Source organism: Methylobacterium sp. J-043 (assembly GCF_022829505.1).
Lineage (GTDB): Bacteria > Pseudomonadota > Alphaproteobacteria > Rhizobiales > Beijerinckiaceae > Methylobacterium > Methylobacterium extorquens_A.
Genome location: NZ_JAKSYB010000032.1, coordinates 169,999 through 193,019, shown reverse-complemented (window position 1 = coordinate 193,019; position 23,021 = coordinate 169,999). Strand labels below are relative to the sequence as shown.

25 protein-coding genes are annotated in these 23,021 nt (G+C 69.0%); 15 read left to right on the top strand and 10 right to left on the bottom strand.

Features of this window, described 5'->3' with window-relative positions:
• Entirely contained in the window at positions 1–279 is a 279-nt protein-coding gene (locus MKK50_RS06505) for a helix-turn-helix domain-containing protein (protein WP_499021245.1), read from the bottom strand.
• A 444-nt stretch (positions 280–723) separates the two neighbouring features.
• Here MKK50_RS06505 and MKK50_RS06500 point away from each other — a divergent pair, with 444 nt between their 5' ends.
• The 6 genes from MKK50_RS06500 to MKK50_RS06475 all read left to right on the top strand — a co-directional run bounded on the left by MKK50_RS06500 (position 724) and on the right by MKK50_RS06475 (position 4,027).
• Complete coding sequence (locus MKK50_RS06500; protein ID WP_253367047.1) at positions 724–1,227, top strand: META domain-containing protein; 504 nt, start codon at positions 724–726, stop codon at positions 1,225–1,227.
• A 178-nt stretch (positions 1,228–1,405) separates the two neighbouring features.
• The gene (locus MKK50_RS06495; protein ID WP_253367048.1) at positions 1,406–1,582 is read left to right on the top strand and encodes a hypothetical protein; all 177 of its coding nucleotides are present in this window, start codon (positions 1,406–1,408) and stop codon (positions 1,580–1,582) included.
• Positions 1,583–1,938: 356 nt separating this feature from the next.
• On the top strand, positions 1,939–2,919 hold the full coding sequence (cysK, locus tag MKK50_RS06490) for a cysteine synthase A (protein ID WP_253367050.1): 981 nt from the start codon (positions 1,939–1,941) through the stop codon (positions 2,917–2,919).
• Positions 2,920–3,010: 91 nt separating this feature from the next.
• Positions 3,011–3,403 carry a hypothetical protein gene (locus tag MKK50_RS06485; protein WP_499021201.1) on the top strand — a complete coding sequence of 131 codons (393 nt, stop codon included), beginning with the start codon at positions 3,011–3,013 and terminating at the stop codon, positions 3,401–3,403.
• A complete protein-coding gene (locus MKK50_RS06480) occupies positions 3,393–3,719 on the top strand; it encodes a hypothetical protein (RefSeq protein WP_499021200.1) in 327 nt (108 codons plus the stop codon). Before MKK50_RS06485 ends, MKK50_RS06480 begins: the two co-directional genes overlap by 11 nt.
• A 143-nt stretch (positions 3,720–3,862) precedes the next feature.
• A complete protein-coding gene (locus MKK50_RS06475; protein WP_253367053.1) occupies positions 3,863–4,027 on the top strand; it encodes a hypothetical protein in 165 nt (54 codons plus the stop codon).
• Between the two features lie 27 nt (positions 4,028–4,054).
• Here MKK50_RS06475 and hmpA read toward each other — a convergent pair whose 3' ends face one another.
• Positions 4,055–5,299, bottom strand: coding sequence for an NO-inducible flavohemoprotein (gene hmpA, locus MKK50_RS06470; protein ID WP_499021198.1), 1,245 nt, complete (start codon positions 5,297–5,299; stop codon positions 4,055–4,057).
• A 94-nt stretch (positions 5,300–5,393) separates the two neighbouring features.
• On the opposite strand from hmpA, the gene MKK50_RS06465 reads away from it, so the two are divergent.
• A complete protein-coding gene (locus MKK50_RS06465; RefSeq protein WP_499021196.1) occupies positions 5,394–5,867 on the top strand; it encodes an Rrf2 family transcriptional regulator in 474 nt (157 codons plus the stop codon).
• Positions 5,868–5,880: 13 nt separating this feature from the next.
• Here the strand turns inward: MKK50_RS06465 and MKK50_RS06460 are convergent, their stop codons facing one another.
• Positions 5,881–7,254 carry a PleD family two-component system response regulator gene (locus tag MKK50_RS06460; RefSeq protein WP_253367059.1) on the bottom strand — a complete coding sequence of 458 codons (1,374 nt, stop codon included), beginning with the start codon at positions 7,252–7,254 and terminating at the stop codon, positions 5,881–5,883.
• Between the two features lie 55 nt (positions 7,255–7,309).
• The gene (locus MKK50_RS06455; RefSeq protein WP_003599942.1) at positions 7,310–7,690 is read right to left on the bottom strand and encodes a response regulator; all 381 of its coding nucleotides are present in this window, start codon (positions 7,688–7,690) and stop codon (positions 7,310–7,312) included.
• Between the two features lie 77 nt (positions 7,691–7,767).
• On the opposite strand from MKK50_RS06455, the gene MKK50_RS06450 reads away from it, so the two are divergent.
• Positions 7,768–8,064, top strand: a complete 297-nt coding sequence (locus MKK50_RS06450; protein WP_003599943.1) for a DUF3572 domain-containing protein — start codon at positions 7,768–7,770, stop codon at positions 8,062–8,064.
• A 117-nt stretch (positions 8,065–8,181) separates the two neighbouring features.
• On the opposite strand, the gene ruvA is transcribed toward MKK50_RS06450, so the two are convergent.
• Positions 8,182–8,808: a Holliday junction branch migration protein RuvA gene (gene ruvA, locus MKK50_RS06445; protein ID WP_060768689.1), complete on the bottom strand. Its 627-nt coding sequence runs from the start codon at positions 8,806–8,808 to the stop codon at positions 8,182–8,184.
• 86 nt (positions 8,809–8,894) lie between these two features.
• Here ruvA and MKK50_RS06440 point away from each other — a divergent pair, with 86 nt between their 5' ends.
• Complete coding sequence (locus MKK50_RS06440) at positions 8,895–9,536, top strand: YceI family protein (protein WP_499021194.1); 642 nt, start codon at positions 8,895–8,897, stop codon at positions 9,534–9,536.
• A 91-nt stretch (positions 9,537–9,627) separates the two neighbouring features.
• Positions 9,628–10,197, top strand: coding sequence for a crossover junction endodeoxyribonuclease RuvC (gene ruvC, locus MKK50_RS06435; RefSeq protein WP_499021192.1), 570 nt, complete (start codon positions 9,628–9,630; stop codon positions 10,195–10,197).
• A gap of 132 nt (positions 10,198–10,329) precedes the next feature.
• Here the strand turns inward: ruvC and MKK50_RS06430 are convergent, their stop codons facing one another.
• From MKK50_RS06430 to ubiG, 5 genes are all read right to left on the bottom strand, one after another.
• Positions 10,330–11,982 (bottom strand): methyl-accepting chemotaxis protein, encoded by a 1,653-nt coding sequence (locus MKK50_RS06430; RefSeq protein WP_499021189.1) that lies wholly within the window; start codon positions 11,980–11,982, stop codon positions 10,330–10,332.
• A gap of 56 nt (positions 11,983–12,038) precedes the next feature.
• Positions 12,039–13,052, bottom strand: coding sequence for a cytochrome-c peroxidase (locus MKK50_RS06425; protein WP_499021188.1), 1,014 nt, complete (start codon positions 13,050–13,052; stop codon positions 12,039–12,041).
• A 336-nt stretch (positions 13,053–13,388) separates the two neighbouring features.
• Complete coding sequence (locus MKK50_RS06420; protein WP_499021185.1) at positions 13,389–14,369, bottom strand: NADPH:quinone oxidoreductase family protein; 981 nt, start codon at positions 14,367–14,369, stop codon at positions 13,389–13,391.
• 141 nt (positions 14,370–14,510) lie between these two features.
• Complete coding sequence (locus MKK50_RS06415) at positions 14,511–15,083, bottom strand: YbhB/YbcL family Raf kinase inhibitor-like protein (RefSeq protein WP_499021183.1); 573 nt, start codon at positions 15,081–15,083, stop codon at positions 14,511–14,513.
• Positions 15,084–15,140: 57 nt separating this feature from the next.
• A complete protein-coding gene (gene ubiG, locus MKK50_RS06410; RefSeq protein ID WP_499021181.1) occupies positions 15,141–15,887 on the bottom strand; it encodes a bifunctional 2-polyprenyl-6-hydroxyphenol methylase/3-demethylubiquinol 3-O-methyltransferase UbiG in 747 nt (248 codons plus the stop codon).
• A 167-nt stretch (positions 15,888–16,054) separates the two neighbouring features.
• On the opposite strand from ubiG, the gene MKK50_RS06405 reads away from it, so the two are divergent.
• From MKK50_RS06405 to prmC, 5 genes are all read left to right on the top strand, one after another.
• Complete coding sequence (locus MKK50_RS06405) at positions 16,055–17,290, top strand: aspartate kinase (RefSeq protein ID WP_253367073.1); 1,236 nt, start codon at positions 16,055–16,057, stop codon at positions 17,288–17,290.
• 71 nt (positions 17,291–17,361) lie between these two features.
• Positions 17,362–19,623, top strand: coding sequence for a phosphoenolpyruvate--protein phosphotransferase (gene ptsP / locus MKK50_RS06400; RefSeq protein WP_499021179.1), 2,262 nt, complete (start codon positions 17,362–17,364; stop codon positions 19,621–19,623).
• Positions 19,624–19,636: 13 nt separating this feature from the next.
• The gene (locus MKK50_RS06395) at positions 19,637–20,296 is read left to right on the top strand and encodes a DUF2268 domain-containing putative Zn-dependent protease (protein WP_499021178.1); all 660 of its coding nucleotides are present in this window, start codon (positions 19,637–19,639) and stop codon (positions 20,294–20,296) included.
• Between the two features lie 194 nt (positions 20,297–20,490).
• Complete coding sequence (gene prfA / locus MKK50_RS06390; RefSeq protein ID WP_253367079.1) at positions 20,491–21,576, top strand: peptide chain release factor 1; 1,086 nt, start codon at positions 20,491–20,493, stop codon at positions 21,574–21,576.
• A gap of 14 nt (positions 21,577–21,590) precedes the next feature.
• Positions 21,591–22,475, top strand: a complete 885-nt coding sequence (gene prmC, locus MKK50_RS06385; RefSeq protein WP_499021243.1) for a peptide chain release factor N(5)-glutamine methyltransferase — start codon at positions 21,591–21,593, stop codon at positions 22,473–22,475.
• Positions 22,476–23,021 lie beyond the last annotated feature (546 nt).

Here is a 23,021-nt window from a genome sequence, read left to right as displayed (position 1 = left end):
TCAGCGATCGTTCTCGGTGGTGAGCTGATCGAGCCGCGTGCCCTCGTCGCCGCCCCGCTGCTGCTCGGAGAGCCGCACGCCCGGCGTCGCGCCGTTGGTGAAGACGACGCCGCCCTGCATCAGGGCGCTGCGCAGAGCCTCGACCTGGCCGGAGGCGGGATCGCCCGTGCCGGCCTCGAACCCCTTGATGAAACCTTCGTCCAGTCCCGAACGGCGGGCGAGGTCCATCTCGGACCATCCCAGCAGGCCGCGGGCACCCCGGCACTGGGCCGCGTTCATCGTGTTGGGCGAGGCCCCGCTCGACGCGCCTTCATCCGATCCCGTCAAACCGCTCTCCTCGATCCTTGGCAGATGCTGCCCCGCGCCACGGGGCACGGGATCGTTCAACGGTCCGACGAGCCGGTTCGTTTCGGCGAAGCTTGTGAGAAACGGCGTTTCGCGCGCATCCGAAGACTCGTCGGGCGAGGATTCTTGCCGCACAAGGTTCGCGGCGCATCGAAACGGACGGGATCGCCGCTGAACCGGGGTTCAGGCCGGTCTCGACCATAATTGTGCTTGAATCTGTGCCGATTCCCCCTAGCGCCCAGGACCGGCTGCCGAGAGGGAGCGCGGCCCGAAGGATACGGAGCACGCGCCGGCTCGGCCCACGCGTCGGGCGAAGAGCCGAGCCGCTGGCCGAGGGGGCTCCGGGGTGAAGCAGTCGAGCAGACAGGGGGCTGAACGATGAACAGGATGCTGACCGCCGCGCTGGCCTGCGCGGTTGCCGCGGGCGCGCTCGTGGCCGTGCCGGCTACGGCGCAAATGGGCATGGGCGGCAATTCGTCCGGTTTCGGTGCGGGCAAGCAGCCCGAGAAGAAGCCGCAATACGTCCCCGGCGCGAAGCCGACGGAGAAGATGTTTCCCCTCGGCTCGATGTGGACCGCCGTCAGCATGAACGGCAAGCCGTTCACCGGTGCCGACCGCCCGAGCTTCATCATCGACGCGCAGTACCGGGCGCGCGGCTATGGTGGCTGCAACACCTTCACCGCCACCGCCTTCCCCCTGCGCGAGCAGCACCTTGCCGTCGGCCCCTTGGCCCTCACCAAGAAGACCTGCGACAAAGCGCTGGCGGCCTCCGAGCAGGCCTTCCTCGTCGCCCTGCGCACGGCGGGCAAGTGGGACCTCGACGGTTCGCAGCTCGTGATCCGCAGCCAGAACGGTGAGCTTCGGTTCGATCGGGCCCTGTAGGCGCCCCCTTCTCGAACACCGCGCCGGTTCCTCGGACGAGCCGGCGCGTGATCGTTTTAAGTCCCCGTTGACGACGATTCGCGGACGGGCGTCCAGATTCATCCTCCGTCAGTCTCCCGGGCCGTTTCCTCGCGCTCCCCGGTCGCGCTCCGCGTGGCCGCTCAGGCGGAGAGACGGAATGCGGATCGGCCGGGTTCACCAGCGCGTCGTCCCGAAGGTGCGGCCCGCGGCCCTCCACGCGGCGCGTTACGACTTCGTCCACGCCCACCACGAGGGTGCGGCGACCCTGGCGGCCCTCGCCACCAGTTCGGGAATCGGTATCCTGATCCTCGCCACCCGCTTCCTCGTCGCCTGAATCGCGATCTCGGACCGTAACCGGCCCGTCGATTTTGAGTGACTGAGATGACAATACTGTCGTCCGGCGGGCAAAAAGGAAAATAAAATTCTCTGCTAAAGCTCAGCCGTGCGCAGTCCGTGTAAAGACTGGTATCCGCCCGGCGGGAAGCTCGACGGAGCTTGCGAAATCGGTTACGCGTCGCCGCAGTGGCCCTCGCTTCGGCGGGAGCGCTAAGTTTCTGGTTTCGCATCGGCTTTGTCCCCCTGGCGGTCGTCTTCTCTCAGACCGATGTGAAAGCCTTTCATGTTGGCGCGCGCTCCTGCACCGGGCCGGTGGCCGTTGCGGCGCGGGAGCGCTCAGGGAGCGGACAGACGATGACAGACACCTCGACCCCGGACACCGTGCGCAAGCCCGGACACGGCCGCGTCTACGGCTCGATCACCGAGACCATCGGCAACACCCCGCTCGTGCGCCTCAACCGGCTCACCAAGGAGCGCGGCGTCGATGCCGAGATCCTGCTCAAGCTCGAGTTCTTCAACCCGATCTCGAGCGTGAAGGACCGCATCGGCGTCAACATGATCGACGCGCTGGAAGCTTCCGGCCGGCTCAAGCCCGGCGGCACGCTGGTCGAGCCGACCTCGGGCAACACCGGCATCGCGCTGGCCTTCGTCGCCGCCGCCCGCGGCTACCGCCTGATCCTCGTCATGCCGGAGACGATGTCGGTGGAGCGGCGCAAGATGCTCGCCTTCCTCGGTGCGCAGCTCGAACTGACGCCGGGCGCGCAGGGCATGAAGGGTGCGATCGGCCGCGCCGAAGAGCTGCTGCGCGAGATCGACGGGGCGGTGATGCCGCAGCAATTCTCGAATCCGGCCAACCCGGAGATCCACCGCAAGACCACGGCGGAAGAGATCTGGAACGACACCCACGGCCAGCTCGACGCCTTCGTGGCGGGTGTCGGCACCGGCGGGACGGTGACCGGCGTCGGCGAAGTGCTCAAGCCGCGTCTGCCGGGCCTCAAGGTGTTCGCGGTGGAGCCGGTCGACAGCCCCGTGATCTCCGGCGGCCAGCCCGGCCCCCACAAGATCCAGGGCATCGGCGCCGGCTTCATCCCCGACAACCTGCATACCGACATCCTCGACGGCGTGCTCAAGGTGACGAACCAGCAGGCGATCGACACCGCCCGCGACCTCGCCAAGTTCGAAGGCATTCCCGGCGGCATCTCGACCGGCGGCAACGTCGCGGCGGCGCTGGAGCTGGCGGGCCGCCCCGAGTTCCAGGGCAAGCGCATCGTCACCATCGCCTGCTCGTTTGCCGAGCGCTACATCTCATCGGTGCTGTTCGAGGGCATCGGCTGACACGCGTCGCGCGGTGCGGGTCTGCGACGGACCCGCACCGCAACTCCTCCGGTCCCGGATGGTTGTCCCGGTCAGATCAGGAGGACGAAGAATGACGGAGACTTCCCCCGACCGGCCGTCGCTGAAGGCGTTCGACGCCTATGCGGATCGCAACGGCCAGGATTTCGGCACCGACTCGCCCCTCGACAGGGGCGTGCCCTCGCGGACTCAAGGCGACCTGAAGAGCAATCCCGACGGGACGGCCGAGACGGCGCGCATCGCCTCCGGCACGGACCACCACGGCCAGGACGCGGTGGATCAGACCGAGGCCGAGACGCCCGCGGAAAATCTGCGCCGGATCTCCGATCCGTCCTCCCGCTCCGAGCCCGACGCGACGGCCCAGGAAGCGATCGAGCGCGCCACCGCCGCCGTCGGCCAGGAAGAGCCGCCACGTCATGGAGAGCATCATGGCGAGCGTGATGGGGGATGCCGTGATGGGAAATGAGAACCGGCCCGACGAAGATCTGAGCAATACCGGCACCCGCAAGCCCGACGAGGCGGTCGGCTCACGCGGCCCCCATCCAGCGGGCGGCGGCCACCAGACCGCCGAGCAGGCGGCGATCACCGGGCAGGGCTCCGGTGGGCGCTCCGATGCCGAGCGGCGCGGTGAATGGAGCGAGGGCCAGGACAGTGGAGGGGCCGGGCACACGCCGCCCGCCATCGGCGGTTCGTCCGGCGGCCATTCCGACCGTAAGGCATCGGCCGGTCCACGCGAGGGTGAGCCTGTTGCGGGTGAGCCCGACCGGGCCAAGCATTCCTGAGCCGCTTCGGCCTAGAGCATCGTCCTGGATATCGGATCCGGGACGATGCTCTAGGTTCTTGTCTTGACATCGTCTTCTTCAGAAAGCCGGTGGCCACCTTTCGGGACGATGCTCTAGAGTCTTACTCCTCGAGGAACTCGACCATGGACAAGCAGAACGGCGATGACCGCGAGACGGATCGGGAGCACCGGGACGGGCACAAGCCCGCCAACAGCGCCCCCGATGCGGTCAAGGATCCCAACGAGAAGACCGACGGCAAGCCCGGTGCGCCGGCACAGGGCGACGAGACCGATCCGGGAGCGGGTTGACCGCGCGCACGGCGCGGCCGTCCCGCCTTAGGCGGCCTGCCGGGGTGCCTCGTCCAACAGTTCGTCGGCGGGGCCGAAGAACTCGAACCGGACCCGCTCCGCAGGGACGCCGGCACGGGCCAGCCCGTTCGCCAGAGCCGCCAGGAAGGGCTTGGGCCCGCACAGATAGTAGGTCGCCCGCTCCGAGGGCGTGTTCGCGACGAGCCAATCCGCCGTGATCAACCCCTCGCTGTCGAAATCCTCGCCGGGCCGGTCCTGCGGCTCCGGCTCCGCGTAGAAAGTATGGGCCGACAGGGCCGCTCGGTTCGCGACGAGACTGCGCACATGCGTGCCCATGGCGTGGACCCGCCCATTCAGGGCACCGTGGACGAACCAGGCCGGGCGCTCGGACGCTTCCGCCGCGATGCTCTCCAGCATGCTGACCATCGGGGTCAGGCCGACGCCGCCGCTGACCAGAACCACCGGCTCGGCGCTCGCCCGGTCGAGGAAGAAGTCGCCCGCGGGGGCGGCGACCTTCAGCACGGTTCCGACCTGAGCTTGCGCGTGCAGCCAGTTCGAGACGAGGCCGGCCGGATGCACCGTCGCGGCCTCGCGTTTGACGGTGATGCGGTAGGCGCGCGCGTTCGGTGCGCAGGAGATCGAGTAGTTCCGCTTCAATACGCCCCGACCCGACAGGTCGAGGAGGAAGCCGAGATACTGCCCCGGCTCGTGACGCAGCACCGGGCCGCCGTCGGCGGGAACCAGCACGAACGAGCGGATCGTCTCGCTTTCCGGGGTGACGCTCTCGACCACGAAGTCGCGCCAGCCGTTCCATCCACCGGCCCTGGTCGCCTGATCCCGGTAGATCGTCGCCTCCCGGCCGATCAGCAGTTCCGCCAGGAACCAGTACGCCTCGCCCCAGGCCGTGATGATCTCGGGCGTGACCGCCTCGCCGAGCACATCGCGGATCGCTGCGAGCAGGGCGTCGGCGACGTGGGGGTAGTGCTCCGGCAGGATGTTGAGCGCGACATGCTTCTGGGCGATGCGCTCCACCGCGCCCGTCAACACGCCGAGGTTGTCGATGTTGCGGGCATAGGCCAGAACAGCGAGGGCGAGCGCCTTGGGCTGCGAGCCGGTCTCACCGTGGTGCGACTGGTTGAAGAGATCGCGGATCTCGGCGTTCTGGAACAGGCGCTCATACATGCGCCGGGTGATGGCGAGCCCGTGCGTTTCGAGAGCCGGGACGGTGGCTTTGACGGTGGCGACGGTCTGGGGCGAGAGCGGTGCGGGCATCGTCGGATCCAAAGATTCATTCGACATAAATCTTTTGTCGCGGCTCCCGGAAAGATGCAAGTGAAATGCACCTTATAGGTCGCTCGGACCCGCCATGCGCCTGACCCGCTACACCGACTACGCCCTGCGCACCCTGATCTATGTCGGCCTGCGCGAGCCGAAGCAGAGTTCGATTGCGGAGATCGCGCGCGCCTATGGGATCTCGGAGAGCCACCTCACCAAGGTGGTGCATCAGCTCGGGCGGCTCGGGCTGATCCAGACGATCCGGGGGCGGGGCGGCGGCTTGCGCCTCGCCAAGCCACCGAGGGAGATCGTCGTCGGCGCCGTCGTCCGCGCGACGGAGGACGATCTCGCGCTGGTCGAGTGCTTTTCCGCAGGGTCTTGCGCCATCACCGCGCCCTGTCGCCTGCGGCGGGCGCTGGGTGAGGCGCTGGCCGCCTTCCTGGCGGTTCTCGACCGCTACACCCTCGCCGACCTTCTGGGCGGCGCGGAGGGTGACGAGATCGCGCGGCTGCTCGGCCTGTCTCCCCCCGCCGCGGTCCCGGTGGAGGCGCCGGCTCCCGAGTGAGGTTGCGCCGGCGCTACGCCGCCGCCGCCTCGACCCGGTTCCGGCCGAAGGACTTGGCGCGGTAGAGCGCGGTGTCGGCACGCTTGAGCAGGTCGGCCGGACCCGTATCGGTCGCCCGCCGCACGGAGACGCCGACCGAGACGGTCACGCCGATGTCGCGCGTCCCGCCGTCGATGGTGAAGGGCGTCGCCTCGATCCGGTGGCGGATGCGCTCGGCGATGGCGCGGGCATCGGGCAGTTCGGCGCCGGGCACCACCATCACGATCTCCTCACCGCCGTAGCGGGCGAGGATATCCATCGGCCGCACATACTGGCGGATGCGCTCGGCAAAGGCGCGCAGCACCTCGTCGCCGGCCTCGTGGCCATAGGTGTCGTTGATCAGCTTGAAGCGGTCGATGTCGAGGAGCAGGCAGGCAAGGCCCTTCTGCTGCAGGGCCGCCTCGCCGAAGACCGGCCCGAGATGGCGGTCGAGGTAGCGCCGGTTGTGCAGGCCGGTCAGGTCGTCGGTGATCGCCAGTTCCATCGAGGCGTGGAGGGCGCCGCGCAGCGTCTCGGAAAAGCGGCGCCGCCGCACCTGCGTGCGCACGCGCGCGATCAGCTCGTTGCGGTCGACCGGACGCAGCAGGTAGTCGTTGACGCCGAATTCGAGGCCGCGGGTGATCCGCGCCTTCTCGTGCATCTCGCCGAGCATGATGAGCGCCATGCTGCGGGTCCGCTCCAGCGAGCGGAGCTGGCTGCACAGGCGCAAGCCATCGAAGCCTTCGAGATCGAGGCTCACCAGGGCGAGGTCGAAGCCGCCTTCCGGCGCCCGCACCAGGGCGCGGTGCGGGTCGGTCTCCACGGTGACCTGATGATGCTGAGCGAGCGCCGTGCCGATGCGGTCGATGGCGCTCGCCCGGTCCTCGACGAGGAGAATGCGCGCACCTTCGCCGGTATCGGCCGCAGCGAGAACCAGGGGATCGGGGCCGCCGATCTCGCGCGTCTCCAGGGCGCGCGAGCGCAGCTCGTCCGTCACCGCCTTCAGCCGCACGAGGCTGCGCACCCGCGTCATCAGCGCGGTGTCGTCGATGGGCTTGGTCAGGAAATCGTCGGCGCCCGCATCCAGACCCCGCAGCCGGTCGGCGGGCTGATCGAGGGCGGTGACGATCACCACCGGCAGGTGGGCGGTGGCGGGGTTGGACTTGAGCCGGCGGCAGACCTCGAAGCCGTCCATGCCCGGCATCATCACGTCGAGGAGAACGACGTCGCATTCGCCCTTCTCGCAAATGGCCAGGGCGTCTGGCCCATTCATCGCCACGACCACGTCGAAATATTCGAGAGACAGCTTCGTCTCGAGCAGCCGGACGTTGGGGTAGAGATCATCCACGATCAGGACGCGAGCGGACATCTTTCCTCCGAGGCGCGGCCTTCACGACCGCGACGGCGTTCAGTCCGAAGAGGTCTCAGGGAGCGCCGTCATCGCCAATGTACCGACGGACCGTTGCCAAAAACTTCGCAACCGAGATCGGTTTGGACAAATATGCCTCGCATCCGCCTTCACGAATGCGTTCCTCGTCGCCTTTCATTGCAAAAGCGGTGATGGCGATCACGGGAATGTTACGAAGGTCGTCGTCGTCCTTGAGCCACTTTGTCACCTCCAGGCCCGAGACTTCGGGAAGCTGGATGTCCATGAGGATCAAGTCTGGGTGGTGCGCGCGCGCGAGTTCAATCGCCTCGATACCGTTGGCGGTTTTGAGGGTCGCGTAGCCATGCGCCTCCAGCAGATCGTTGAAGAGCTTCATGTTCAGCTCGTTGTCTTCAACGATGAGAACGGTTTTCTTCATGACCTGCTCCGGCGCGGTCGCGATGGCGTTCCAACCCGTGGCCCGGCCCTCTTACTCTCTTAAACTGCTACTCGTTGATGAAACGCAAACTTGATCATAGTGATGGCCCGAGCGAGCGTCTCGCGGTCGAGGTGCTCGGATGGCTCGCCGCCGACGAGGACCGGTTGTTTCGGTTCATCGCCGCCAGCGGCCTGGAGCCCGGAACGCTGCGCGAAAGCATGCATGACCCCGGCTTTCTCGGCGCCGTACTCGACCACGTCATGAGCGACGAACCGTCGCTTCTCGCCTGCGCCGAGGCGCTGGAGGTGAAGCCGGAGCGGATCGCCTCCGCGTGGCAGCGCCTTCAGCCGCCGCCTTTCGACGAGGGCGGTTGAGGCGCTTTCGTCCAGGCTAGAGCATCATCCCGAAAGGTGGCGTCCGGCTTTCGGAAAAAATGATGTGAAAACAAAATGTTAGACCGTCGTCCTGGATCCGATATCCAGGACGACGGTCTATCGAGCCAGCTCCCGCAGCCCGAGCCGGATCAGAGTCTTGGCCTCCACCGTTCCGGCCTCCTCGCCGAGGCCCTTCAGGGCGGCGGCGATGGCGGCCGAGGCCTGGATCTGGGCGTAGCCGAGATTGACCAGGGCCGAGATCGCGTCCGCGACCGGTTGCGGCGCGGTCCTGTCCTCGACGGCACCGGTCAGGGCGATGAGCGCCGGATCGATGGGACTGAAGGCGGGCGCCTTGTCCTTCAGCTCGGCGACGAGACGGGCCGCAAGCCGCGGGCCGACGCCGGGGGCGCGGGCCACGGCGCCCTTGTCGCCGGTGGCGATGGCGGTGGCGAGCTGGGCCGGCTCCAGCACCGAGAGCACGCCGAGCGCCACGCGGGTGCCGACCCCCTGCACCGTCTGGAGCAGGCGGAACCATTCCCGCTCGGCATCGACGCGGAAACCGTAGAGGCGGATCATGTCCTCGCGCACATGCGTCTCGATGGCCAGATCCGTCGCCTCGCCGGGCTTGGGCAGGCGCTGCAGGGTCCGGGCGGAGCAGTGGACGACGTAGCCGACGCCGTTCACGTCGAGGATGACGAAATCCTCTCCGTAGGAATCGACGATTCCCTTGAGCTTGCCGATCATGTGAACCGTCGATCCTCGAAGGGTCCGTTGCCGCGCTTGGCCTAAGGCCATATCCGTCGTGGCGGCACAACCGACAAGGTGACCGCATGAAGCGCACGCTCGCCCTCGCCGCCCTCCTGCTGGCGGGTTTCGCTCTCGCCGCGCCCGGCTTTGCGCACGCACAGGAGGCCGCCCAGGGAACGGCACCCGCCCTGACCAAGGATCCGGGGCAGGTGAAGGCCGGGCGCTACCGGCTCGATCCGGCGCACGGCAAGATCACGTGGTCGATCAGCCATCTCGGCTTCTCGACCTATTACGGCCAGTTCACGGAGGTGTCCGGCGACCTCGTCCTCGATCCCGCAGCGCCGGCCAAGAGCAGCCTTTCCGTCAAGATCGGCACCGGCAGCGGCAACGGGCTCAACGACCGGCTCAACGCGCACCTGAAGACGCCGGATTTCCTTGACGTCGAGAAGTTTCCCGAGGCGACCTTCCTCAGCACGTCGGTCGAGCCGACGAGCCCAACCACGGCGCGCGTCAACGGCACCCTGACCCTGCGCGGCGTCTCGAAGCCGGTCTCGTTCGATGCCACCTTCAACCAGGCGGGCGTCAACCCGGTCGATAAGCTCTACTCGGTCGGCTTCGACGGCTGGGCGGTGATCAAGCGCTCTGAGTTCGGCGTGAACGCCTTCCTGCCGCTGCTCGGCGATGAGGTGTCCCTCCGGCTGGAGGGCGAGTTCAAGCTCCAGTAAGCCGGGGCGCGGCGGGCCAGCCGCGTTTGCGGCAACGCTTCGTTCACGATATGTGCCGTACCGGATCGATGCTCTGAAGGAGGCCGAGGCCATGACCACGGACGTCCGCATCCTCGGCATCGACCCCGGCCTGCGCCGCACCGGCTGGGGCCTGATCACGGCCCGGGGCAGCAAGCTGTCCTACCTCGCCTGCGGCGTCGTCACGTCCGACGGCGACCTGCCGCTGGCCCTGCGCCTGCGCGAGCTGCACGAGGGCCTGACCCGCATCGTCACGACCTACACGCCCGACGAGGTCTCGGTGGAGGAGACCTTCGTCAACAAGGACGCGCAGGCCACGCTCAAGCTCGGCCATGCCCGCGCCGTGGCGCTGCTGGTGCCCGCGCTCGCCGGCCTGCCGGTGGCGGAGTATGCCGCCAACCTCGTGAAGAAGACCGTGGCCGGGAACGGCCATGCGGAGAAGGTTCAGATCCAGGCGATGGTGAAGTTCCTGCTGCCGAAGGCCGAGTTCAAGGTCGCCGACGCGGCCGACGCGCTCGCCATCGCCATCACCCATGCCAGCCACCGCGGCGCCATCGCCCTCGACCGCCGCCACGCCGTGGCCGCGGGCGGGGGACCGGGCGCGGCCCGGATCGCCGCGGCGCTGGCGCGGCTCGACCGCTGAGGCTGATCGACAACGATCCCGTCCTTCATCGCCGGCTGGCCGGCGTGGCAGAGCGAATTGGCCTCTCCAAATGCGGAAAAGCCGGCCATTGGCCGGCTTCCGTGCATTCTAGGAACGGAACCGCCGAACCGCCTACGCGGCCCTGACGTTGACGAGGAAGCGGGCGACCTCCTGGCGCAGCTGCTCGGCTTGGTCCGACATGTCTGAGGCGGCCTGCAGGACGTGGTCGGCGGCGAAGCCCGTCTGCTCCGCGGCCTCGGCGACCTCCGCGACATGGCCGGTGACGGCGCGGGTGCCCTGCGCGGTCCGGCCGACCCGATGGACGATCTCCCCCGTGGCCGCGCCCTGCTCACCGACGGCGCCGGTGATCGAGGCGGCGACCGTGTCGATCTCGCCGATCCGCGCGGTGATGCCGCCGATCGCCGCCACCGCCTGACCGGTCACCCCCTGGATGCGCGCGATCTGCCCGGTGATCTCGTCGGTCACCCGCGTCGTCTGCGTGGCCAGCGCCTTCACCTCGGAGGCCACCACCGCGAAGCCCCGCCCGGCCGAGCCGGCGCGCGCCGCCTCGATGGTCGCGTTCAGTGCCAGAAGGTTGGTCTGGCTGGCGATGTTCGAGATCAGGGCGACCATCTCGCCGATCTGCCCGGTGGCGGCGCTGAGTTCGCGCACCACGCCGGCCGTCCGGTCGGCCTCCGTCACCGCCCCGCGGGCGAGGTTGGCCGATTCCTGCATCTGACGGCCGATCTCCGAGACCGAGGCACCGAGCTGCTCGGTCGCCGCCGCCACGGCATCGACGTTGGTCGCGGCCTCGCCGGCGGCGGCACTCATCCGGGCGGACCGCTCGGCGGTCTGCCCGGCGGTGGCGCTCATCGTCCGGGCGGTCTCTTTGAGCTGGGCGGCGGAGGTGCCGACCGTGCCGACGATGCGGCCGACCGAGGCCTCGAAGCCGTCGGCGAGGCTGCGCACCATCGCCCGGCGCTCGGCCGCGGCGCCGGCCTGGGCCGTCTCGGCTTCGAGGGTACGGCTGCGGATGAGGTTGTCCTTGAAGACCTGAACGGCGGCGATCATCGCACCGATCTCGTCCTGGCGGTTCGTGGCCGGCAGGGCGACGTCGAGGTCGCCGCCCGCGAGCCGGGTCGTGTCGCCCGCCAGTCTGACGAGCGGCTTCGACAGGGTGCCGGCCAGCCACCACGCCGCGCCGGAACCAGCCGCGATGGTCACGGCAGAAAGGCCGAGCATCAGCCAGATCTTCCACGCCATCGCCGCGCCCGTGGCCTCGATCTGCGCCTGCGCCTCCCGGCCGGCCAGGGCCACGGCCTCATCGAGGTCGCGGCCGATCGCGGTGCTGTGGCGTGCCATCACCGCCAGGGTCGGGATCTCCCGCGCCTTGCGCAGACCCAGCAGGATCTCCGCGCTCGCGCGCCATTGCTGGGCCTCGGCCTCGGCGGTGTTGGACAGGGCGAGCATCCGCTCGGAGAGGGCCGAGGCCTTCAGGCGGCCGAGCCCCGCATCGAGGGCGTCGGCATTCTGGGTGAACTCGCCGCCGATCCGCTTCACGTCGAGAAGGTCGGTCATGGCGGTGACCCGCGCCACCAGGGCTTCGGCCCGGCGGAAACGATCGCGGGCGGTGCGGCTGGCCTCGCTCGCCTCGACCGTGCGCCCGGCGAGATCCGAGAGTTCCCCGAAAGCAGAGAGGCCCGTGAGGCCCGTCACCGCGGACAGGAGCCCGCCGAGCAGCATGAAGCCGAGGAGCGGCAACAGGATCTTGTGGCGAATCGACATTGCGGATTCGTCTCGTCGTTCTTCGGAATGGGGCGTGTGGGCGCGGCGCAGGCCGATCAGTTCGGCAGGTTCGGCAGCGCCGTCTCGGTCTGGTCCGCGGTCAGCGAGCGCAGGAAGGCGATCAGGTCCGCGCGCTCGCCGTCGCTGAGGCTGATCGGCTTCATCAGCGGCGACCGCGAGGGACGCGGCAGGCCGCCATTCTCGTAGTGCGCGATGATCGCTTCGAGATCTGCGAACTGCCCCGCATGCCCGAACGGCGCCCGGTAGCTCAGGTTGCGCAGGCCCGGCGTCTTGAAGGCGTGCTTGGCGTAGCGGTCGTCGGGATCGAAGGCGGCGCGGCCGATATCGTTGGTGTCGATCCCGAGATCGTGGAACTTGTTGTCGGTGAAGTTCCAACCGGTATGGCAGCCGGCGCAGGCGGCCTTGCCGGTGAACAGGGCAAAGCCGCGCTTGGCCTCGCTCGACATCGCCGCCTCGTCGCCGTCGATCCAGCGGTCGAACGGCGCCCAACCGGAGACCACGGTCCGCTCATAGGTGGCGATGGCCGTCAGGATCGTGTCCTGCGTCACGCCCTTGCCGGGAAACAGCGCGTCGAACGACGCCTTGTATTCGGGGATGCGCTTGAGGCGGGCGATGATCTCCGGAAACTTGCCGTCCATCTCGGCGTCGGCGGTGATCGGGCCCATCGCCTGGGTTTCGAGGTCGGGCGCGCGCCCGTCCCAGAACAGGGTCGGGATCCAGGCGGCGTTCAGCACTGAGGGGGCCTTGCGGGCGAGTGGCTTGTTGGTGGCGCCGATCGCGCCGGGAACCGGCACCTCGAACCCGAAGGACGGGTTGTGGCAGCTCGCGCAGCTCAGGTTCTGCTTGCCGCTGAGGCGGGGATCGAAGAACAGCATCTTGCCCATCGTCGCCAGCTGCGGCGAGTAGGGCGCCTCCTCGGGAAACGGGATGTGCGTCGGGCGTTTGTAGGCGGCCTTGAGGGCGTCGAGGCTCTGGGATTCGGCCGCAGCGGATGTAAGGCAACCGACGACGAGCTGCATCGCAACGATGAAGCCGAACTTCAAACGCATGTGATTGACCTGAAAAAAACGGGCCGTGCCGCCTCTTCGATTTATCAATTACAAGTGTTAAAAATCTTATAGTTGTCCCTGCGTCGAAGCTTCCCCGTTGAAGGTGGATTTCCGCGGAGGGCCTGAAAGGCTGGCGGCGGATGCCTCGATACCGGGCCTCGCCAACCACTGGGTTCGAAATGCACGGGGCGAGACCTCCGTGCGCTCTTCTCGGACGCAAGATGTCGGTTCGCTACCGCGGCGCGGAGCCTTGCAGGCCTGCTCCGATCCTCTCCGGCCAAGCCTGGACCTGGAGCATCATCCCGAAAGCTGGTTGCCGGCTTTCGGGATGACGCTCTAGCCCCTGAGGTCGAGCAACACCTTGCCGACCGCCTCGCGGCGGACGAGGACGCCGAGCGCCTCCGCGTAGGCGTCAAGCGGATAGACGCCGTGTACCTTCACGGTGAGTTTGCCCTCGGCCGCCCAGGCGAGCAGTTGGGCTTGGTTTTCCGCATGCGCCTCCGGCTCGCGCTCGACGAAGGCCCCCCAATGGACGCCCTGCACGTCGATGCCCTTGAGCATGATGACGTTGAGGGGAAATTTCGGGATCTCGCCCGCGGCAAAGCCGATCACGAGGAAACGGCCCTTCCAGCCAAGTGACCGCATGGCCGGCTCGGCCAGATCTCCGCCGACTGCGTCGTAGACCACGTCCACACCGCGCTCGCCCGCGAGGCGCCTCAAGGCCTCGCGCAGGTTGTCGGCCCGGTAATCGACGAGGTCGTCGGCGCCGTGGGCGCGGGCGGTTTCGAGCTTTTCGGGCGAGGAGGCGCAGGCGATGACGCGCGCGCCGAGCAGCTTTCCGAGTTCGACCGCGGCGAGCCCGACGCCGCCCGAGGCGCCGAGCACGACGAGGGTTTCGCCCGGCCGGATGCCGGCGCGGTCCCGGAGCGCATGGAGCGTCGTGCCGTAGGTGATCGAGAGCCCGGCGGCGACGGCGTCGGAGACGGCCTCCGGCACCCGCGCGAGGCGCTTCACCGAGACCGCGATCCGCTCCCGAGCGGTGCCGTGGCTGAGATGGACCATCACCCGGTCGCCGACGGAGAAGCCCTCCGCGTCGGGGCCCAGGGCCTCGATCACGCCGCAGGCCTCACCGCCGGGGGAGAATGGCAGTTCGGGCTTCACCTGATAGCGCCCGGCGATGATGAGCGTGTCGAAGAAGTTCAGCGCCGCGACCCGCACCCGCACCAGCGCCTCGCCGGGGCCCGGCACCGGATCGGGCAGGTCCTCGATGCCGAGATCCTCCGGCCCGCCGAGCCGGCTGCACACCAGGGCCTTCATTCCGCGCCGTCTCCCTCACATCGCCGGTCGTCCCGCATCGCCGCGCCCGGCGTGCGGGCGGGCGCAGGCGGGGTGCCGCGTTCAACCAAGGTCATGCCCGCTCGCGCGCGGTGAACGCAAGATACGCACGCCTCAAGACATTCAGGTCCGCTCGTAGGTCCCCGTCAGCAGGCCCTTGGCGATCACGTTGTCCCGGAGCGCGTCGAGCAGGGCGCCGCGGCCCGGCGAGGCGGGCAGATCGGCGGGGCGGGCCAGGGCGAAGACCTGGAACAGGTAATGGTGCGGCCCGTGGCCGGTCGGCGGGTCCGGCGGCAGCCAGCCGTCCTTCTGGAAGGAGTTGCGGCCGAGATCGTGTCGGACGCCCGCACCCGCCGGGCTCGCGAACGCCCCCTCGGGAAGGTTTTGGGCCTCAGGCCTCAGGTTCCAGGCGATGAGGTGGACGAAGGGGTGAGGGGAGGGCGCGTCCGGGTCCTCCACGAACAGGACGAGTGCCGCGGCCCCGTCCGGCACCCCGGCGATGGCGAGCGGCGGCGACAGCCCGTCGCCGTCCGCGGTGTAGCGGCCGGGGATCGGTGCGGTGTCGGCGAAAGCCTCGCTCGTCACGCGGAGCGTGGCGGGGGCCTCGACTGCAACCGTATGGAAGGCGGCTTTCTCCGCGCCGGCCCTCAGGCCGGACAGGGCCTCGCCGACGGCGTGCGGAAGCTTTTCGAGCATGTCCGAGGGTCTCCGTTCTGCCTGGGAGAACCGTCAACGAATGCCCGTCCGCTTCGTTCAGGCGGGGCGGTGCGCCGCCACCATGTAGTTCACCCCCGTGTCGCGGCTCGCGCGCCAGGAATCGCCCAGCGGATTGTAGACCACGCCGGTCGTGTCGGTGACGGTGAGGCCGCTTGCCGTGATGTCGGCGGAGAGTTCCCGCGGCGTTACGAACTTCTCCCAATCGTGAGTGCCCCGCGGCAGCCAGCGCAGCACGTATTCGGCGCCGACGATGGCGAGCGCGAAGGAGCGCATGGTCCGGTTGAGGGTGGCGGCAAACAGCAAGCCGCCGGGCTTCACCGTCGTGCAGCAGGCGCGCAGGAAGCCGGCGCGGTCGGAGACATGCTCGACCACTTCCATGGCGAGCACGATGTCGAAGCGCTCTCCGCGCGCGGCCACCGCCTCGATGGTCTCGTCGCGGTAGTCGATGGTGAGGCCTTCCGCTTCCGCATGGGCGCGGGCCGCCGCGATGTTGCCGGTCGCCGGATCGAGGCCCGTGACCGTGGCGCCGAGCCGGGCCAGCGGCTCCGACAGCACGCCGCCGCCGCAGCCGATATCGATGACCGTCAGGCCCTCAAGGGGGAAGGGCGCGGCCGGGTCGCGGTCGAAGACCCGGCAGGCCTCGTCGCGGATGTAGCCGACCCGGACGGGGTTGAACTTGTGCAGAACCGCCATCGGCCCGCGCTCGTCCCACCAGCGCGCGGCCAGGGCGTCGAAGCGCGCCACTTCGTCCCGGTCGATCGAGGCGCCCGTCATCCGGCTCACTTTCGTATCGTTTGAACCTGCCGTCCGTCCGATTGACACGGCCGGGGGCCCCTTGTACCCGCCGGTCGCATCCCCGGTACAGCCGCGCCGTGTTGTTTTCCGTGTGGCGCGGCGCGTCGGCCTCGCGGCCGGCACCGGAAGGACAAGATGAGCAGACCGGACGCGACATGCCCCGTTTGGTGATGAAATTCGGCGGCACCTCCGTCGCCACCGTCGATCGCATCCGCAACGTGGCGCGCCACGTCGCCCGCGAGGTCGCGGCCGGCTACGAAGTCGCGGTCGTGGTCTCGGCGATGTCGGGCAAGACCAACGAACTGGTCGGCTGGGTCAAGGATGCCGACCCGCTCTACGGCGCGGCGGAGTACGACACGGTCGTGGCCTCGGGCGAGCAGGTCACCTCGGGGTTGCTGGCCATCGCGCTCAACAAGGACGGGATCAAGGCCCGCTCCTGGCAGGGCTGGCAGATCCCGATCCACACCTCCGATGCGCATGGCTCGGCCCGGATCGAGGGCATCGACCCGACGAATCTCGACGAGAGCTTCAAGCGCGGCGAGGTCGCCGTCATTGCCGGCTTCCAGGGCGTGAATGCGCAGACCGGCCGGATCGCGACGCTGGGACGCGGCGGTTCGGACACCTCGGCCGTGGCGATCGCCGCCGCCATCGGCGCCGAGCGCTGCGACATCTACACCGACGTGGACGGGGTCTACACCACCGATCCCCGCGTGGTGCCCAAGGCCCAGCGCATGGAGCGCGTGACCTTCGAGGAGATGCTGGAGATGGCGTCCCTGGGTGCCAAGGTGCTCCAGGTGCGCTCCGTCGAGCTCGCCATGGTGCACCGGGTGCCGACCACCGTGCGCTCCTCCTTCGATCCCCCCGATGCCGCGCGGCCGGGCACCCTCATCTGCGACGAGGACCAAATCGTGGAACAGCAGATCATCACCGGCATCGCCTTCTCGAAGGACGAGGCGCAGATCACCCTGCGCGCCGTGAAGGACAGCCCCGGCATCGCCGCGGCGATCTTCGGCCCGCTGGCGGATGCCAACATCAACGTCGACATGATCATCCAGACCGTGTCGGGCGACCAATCGACCACCGACATGACCTTCACCGTGCCGGCAGCCGATTACGAGCGCTCCCGCGCCATCCTCGACGCCCAGCGCGACACGATCCAGTTCGGCCAGATCGAGGGCGCCACCGATGTCGTGAAGGTTTCGGCGATCGGCGTCGGCATGCGTTCGCATGCAGGCGTTGCAGCCAAGGCCTTCCGGGCGCTGGCTCAGAAGGGTATCAACATTCGCGCGATCACCACCTCCGAGATCAAGTTCTCGGTCCTGATCGACGCTGCCTACACGGAGCTTGCCGTGCGCACGCTCCACTCGCTATACGGCCTCGACCAGGCCTGACCGTTCCCGTCGGCGTCGGCCCCACGGCTCACCAGCCAGGGTTGCGCCGGCCGACCCGGATTGACGACACGATGCCCGCTGCGCCCGGAGGCCCGCGCCTGCTGCTGCGCCGGCTCCGCGAAGCCATGGCGGAGCCGGTCAGTCCGCAGCAGCGTCTTGATCGGATCGTCGTCCTCATCGCGGCGAACGTGATCGCCGAGGTGTGCTCGGTCTACGTGGTGCGCGATGACAACACCCTCGAACTGTTTGCAACCGAGGGTCTGAACCGCGACGCGGTCCACATCACCCGCATGCGCGCCGACGAGGGCCTCGTCGGCCTGATCGCCAAGACTGCCGAACCGCTGGCGCTCTCCGACGCGCAGTCGCACCCCTCGTTCTCGTATCGCCCGGAAACGGGCGAGGAGATCTACCACGCCTTCCTCGGCGTGCCGCTGCTGCGGGCCGGGAATACGCTCGGCGTGCTGGTGGTCCAGAACAAGACCTACCGCGTCTATTCCGAGGAGGAGATCGAGGCGCTCCAGACCACCGCCATGGTGCTGGCGGAGCTGATCGCCTCGGGCGAACTCCAGGCGCTGTCGCCCGGCGCCGGCACCGCGGCGCGGCGCCCGGTGAGCCAGCGCGGCGTCGCGCTCGCCGACGGGATCGGCCTCGGCCACGTCGTGCTGCACGAGCCGCGCATCGTCGTGAAGCTGCTGATCGCCGAAAACGTCGAGCGCGAGATGGAGCGGCTCGAAGAGGCGATCGAGGACGTGCGCTCGGCGATCGACGAGCTGGTCGAACGCGGCGACGGCCTCAGTTCGGGCGAGTCCCGCGAGATCCTCGAGACCGTGCGGATGTTCGCCCACGACAAGGGTTGGCTGCGGCGGATGCGCGAGGCGGTCCAGTCGGGCTTGACCGCTGAGGCCGCGGTCGAGCGGGTGCAGTCGGACAACCGCGCCCGGATGCTGCGCCAGAGCGACCCCTATCTACGTGACCGCCTGCACGATCTCGACGACCTCGCCAACCGTTTGCTGCGCCGCCTCGTCGGCCAGGAGGGGCGGAACGGCGACGGCCTGCCGGAGAACGCGATCCTGGTCGCCCGCTCCATGGGGCCGGCCGCACTCCTCGACTACGACCGGGCGCGCTTACGCGGCGTGGTGCTGGAGGAGGGCGGGCCGACGAGCCACATCGCCATCGTCGCCCGCGCGCTCGGCATCCCGGCGGTCGGCGAGATCGCCAACGCCACGAGCCTGTGCGATGCCGGCGACGCGATCATCGTCGATGGTCTGTCGGGCGAGGTGCAGATCCGGCCGACACCCGAGGTCGAGGCGTCCTACGCCGAGATGGTGCGCCTGCGCGCCCGGCGGCAGGAGCAGTACCGGGCCCTGCGCGACGTGCCCGCCGTCACCCGCGACGGCGTAAAGATCGGCCTGCACCTCAACGCGGGCCTCCTCGTCGACCTGACCCATCTGCACGAGACCGGGGCGGAGGGCGTCGGCCTGTTCCGCACCGAGCTGCAATTCATGATCGCCGAGCGGATGCCCTCGGCGGCCGAGCAGCAGACGCTCTATGAGGCGGTCTATTCGGCGACCGGCGACCTTCCGGTCACGATCCGCACCCTCGACATCGGCGGCGACAAGATCCTCCCCTACATGCCGGCGCTCGAGGAGGAGAACCCGGCGCTCGGCTGGCGGGCGATCCGCATCGGCCTCGACCGGCCGGCTTTGCTGCGAGTGCAGTTGCGCGCGCTGCTGAAGGCTGCGGCCGGGCGCCCGATCAAGATCATGTTCCCGATGGTCGCCACCGTCGAGGAATTCACCCGCGCCCGCGACATCGTCGAGCGCGAGAAGGCGCACTTGCGCCGCCACGGCTACGCCCTGCCGAGCGATTGCCGCCTCGGCGCGATGGTCGAGGTGCCCTCGCTGCTGTTCCAGATCGATGAGATCGCCCGCGAGGCGGATTTCCTCTCGGTCGGCTCGAACGACCTGATGCAGTTCCTGTTCGCGGTCGATCGCGAGAACCGGCGCGTGGCCAACCGCTTCGATCCCCTGTGTGGGGCGGCGATGCGCGCCTTCCGCCTCATCGCCGAGCGCGCCGCGGCGCAGGGATGTCCGGCCACCGTCTGCGGCGAGATCGGCGGGCGCCCGCTCGAGGCGCTGGCGCTGATCGGCCTCGGCTTCCGTGATTTCTCGATGTCGCCGGCCTCGATCGGCCCGGTCAAGGCGATGGTTCTCTCCGCCGATGCCGGCGAGGTCGCCGCGTTGATCCAGGCCGAGCTGACTCGGGTGACCGACGGCGCCTCGGTCCGGCCTGCGCTCGCCGCCTATGCCAAGGCGAGCGGCGTGCCGATTTAGGTCGGAGGATTCTTTGGACTGGCACCTGCACTGGCTGGAGGCCGAGGGCGACCTCGCGCCCTGGCGCGAGCGGATCGCGGCCGAGATCGAGACGGCCCGGCACGCCGTGGCCGGCGTCCTGCCGCCGTTCCGGATGGATATTCTCGTGGAACGCGTGGCCGGGGCGGTCATCCCGGAGGTCGGCACGGCCGGCCGCGCCTATCGTCCGGGTCTGTGCGCGCTCACCGTCGATCCGCTCAATCCGAACTTCGCGGCGAGCCTCGACACCGGCGACATCCGGCGGACGATCGCCCACGAGGTGCACCATTGCCGGCGCTACGCCGGCCCTGGATACGGGCGCACGCTGGGCGAGGCGCTCGTCAGCGAGGGACTGGCCGGACAGTTCGCCGGGACGCTCTTCGCAGGCCCTCCCGAGCCCTGGGAATGCGCCCTGGACGACGCGGCTCTGCGGGACCATCTCCCGAGTGCGGCGGAACTCCGGGCGCCCGATCACGATCACGCCGGCTGGTTCTTCGGAGCCGGCGGGCGCCATCCGCGCTGGCTCGGATACACTCTCGGTTACCGGATCGTCGGCGACTGGCTCGCCGCCAACCCCGCGCCCGACGGCGAGACCTGGGTGAACGTGCCGGCGGAGGTCGTCCTTGCGGCGTCTGCGTGGTCCGCTGCGGCTTGAGCGGCCCGTGAACGACCCCGATGCGCGGCGGACCGGACCCGGCGCATCTTCCCTCCCGGTCGCCGCACGGGTAACGGGTGCCGGTCGGACCGCCATGAACCTTGCCGTTCCGGCGAGCCAGCCGAAGCGGCCGTGCGATCCGCCCCGTCCCCTTCCGATTTGACGCGCACCATCGACGAGTATCCTGACAGGCGATGACCCCCATTCCCTCCGATCGCCTCGACGCCATCCTGGCGCGGCACGACATCGTTACGGCGCAGCTCGCCGACGGTTCGGCCGATGCCGGGAGCATCGTGCAGCTCTCCCGCGAATTGTCCGAACTCGACGGCGTCGTGGCCGCGATCCATCATTATCGTCTGGCTGAGGCCAACCTGGCCGGCATCCGGGCGATGATCGACGAGCCGGGCGGCGATCCGGAGATGCGCGCGCTCGCCGCCGAGGAGAAGCCGGAGGCGGAAGGTGCGCTCGAACAGGCCCACCGTGCGCTGCAACTGATCCTGCTGCCCAAGGATGCGGCCGACGAGAAGAGCGCGATCCTCGAAATCCGCGCCGGCACCGGCGGTGACGAGGCGGCTTTGTTCGCGGGCGACCTGTTTCGCATGTACGCGAAATACGCCGAGTCGAAGGGCTGGCGCGTCGAGGTGATCTCGGAGAGCGAGGGCACGGCCGGCGGCTATCGCGAGGTCGTGGCCGAAGTGAAGGGCCGCTCGGTGTTCTCGCGCCTCAAGTTCGAGAGCGGGGCCCACCGCGTCCAGCGCGTGCCCGACACCGAGACGCAGGGGCGCATCCACACTTCCGCCGCCACGGTCGCCGTGCTGCCGGAGGCGGAAGAGGTCGACATCGTCGTCAACGAGGCCGACCTGAAGATCGACACCATGCGGGCGCAGGGCGCCGGCGGCCAGCACGTCAACAAGACGGAATCGGCGATCCGCATCACCCATATGCCGACCGGCGTGGTGGTGTTCGTCCAGGAGGAGCGCTCGCAGCACAAGAACCGCGCCCGGGCGATGTCCCTCCTGCGTTCGAAGCTGTTCGATGCCGAGCGCACCGCCAAGGATTCGGCGCGGGCCGCCGACCGCAAGGCGCAGGTCGGCTCCGGCGATCGTTCGGAGCGCATCCGCACCTACAATTTCCCGCAAGGCCGCGTCACCGACCACCGCATCAACCTGACTCTCTACAAACTGGAGGAGGTCATGGCCGGCCAGGCGCTCGACGAGGTGATCGACGCGTTGGTGACCGAGCATCAGGCCGAGTTGCTGGCCGCCGAGGGAATGGCGTGACGGCAGGGGCCGGTATGAGCCCCCGCTTTGCTGCGACGCTTCCCCGAGAGGCCGCGCTGCGGCACCTTGTCCGGACCTTCGAGGAGGCCGGGTTGCCGAATGCGCGCTCGGACGCGCGCTTCCTCGCCCTGCACGCCCTTTCGCTCACTCCCCTCGACCTGAGCTTGCGCGGGCGCGAACCGATCGGTGCGGCCGGTGCGGAGGCACTCCGGCATGCGGCGGAACGGCGGCTTGCGGGTGAGCCGGTAGCGCGGATCCTCGGCGCCTGGGAGTTCTGGGGGCTGCCCTTCGCCCTCGGCCCGGAGACGCTGGTGCCGCGGCCCGACACCGAGAGCGTGGTGGAGACGGCCCTCCGCCTGCTGCCCGAGCAGCCGCTGCGCCTGATCGATCTCGGCACCGGATCCGGCTGCATCCTCGTGGCTCTGCTGCACGAGCGGCCGGGGGCGCTCGGCATCGGCCTCGACCGGTCGGCGGCGGCACTGGCGGTCGCCCGGCGGAACGCGGCGGCGAACGGTGTCGCCGATCGGGCCGCCTTCCTGTGCGGCTCCTGGCTCGATGCGCTGAAGGGGCCGTTCGACCTCATCGTCTCGAACCCGCCCTACATTGCCGCCCCCGTCATCGAAACGCTCGAACCGGAGGTGCGCGGGCACGATCCGCGCGCCGCCCTTGATGGCGGGGCCGACGGCCTCGACGCCTACCGGGCGATCCTCGCGGATGTCGCGCGGCGGCCGGGCCTGCTCTCGGCGCACGGCGCGCTCGTGCTGGAGATCGGCTACGATCAGGGAAACGCCCTGACCCCTCTCGCGCAGGAGGCGGGATTCGAGGTCATCGGCGTCGGCCGGGACCTCGCCGGCCACGACCGGGTCGTCACGCTTCGGCCATCCTTGGCGGGCAGGTGACGGATCGAGGGAGCGGATTTCGCGTCGGTCTGTGGCGCGAATGACCGATAGACCCGCACAATTCCGGCATAAGACGCCTCGGACACGAAAAAATGCTTGTTGTCGAGGGCGTCAGTCACTAGCTTAGGGATGCAGGCCGCCAATGGTCCGTTGAGCGTCTCTCACAAAACTCCCGCTGCGCCCCACCGGCCAAAGGGAGCTCCCGAGAACCGGGAGTTTTGTGAGGCACTCTTTCAAACGGTATCGGTAGGATCGGTTTTGACCGTGTCCTCCGGCTTCGGGCGGTCTTCCCACCATCGAGCGGACGCGCTCCGGCAGTCGCGGCTAGGCTCGGTGATATCGAACCTGACAGTCGAGGGATGTCTCGCGGCGCGCCAAAACCGAGCGCAGCCACCAGACGAACGGCAAATATCGCGGAATGAAGCGCGGTCGGGCGCTCTGCGCCCGGCTCGCCCTGTCCGCGAGCCAAGCTCCTGCACTGTCAGTCACGCTGAGCGACAGGTAACGAGGGTCAATCGAGGCCGATGAGACCAAACCAGAATCGAC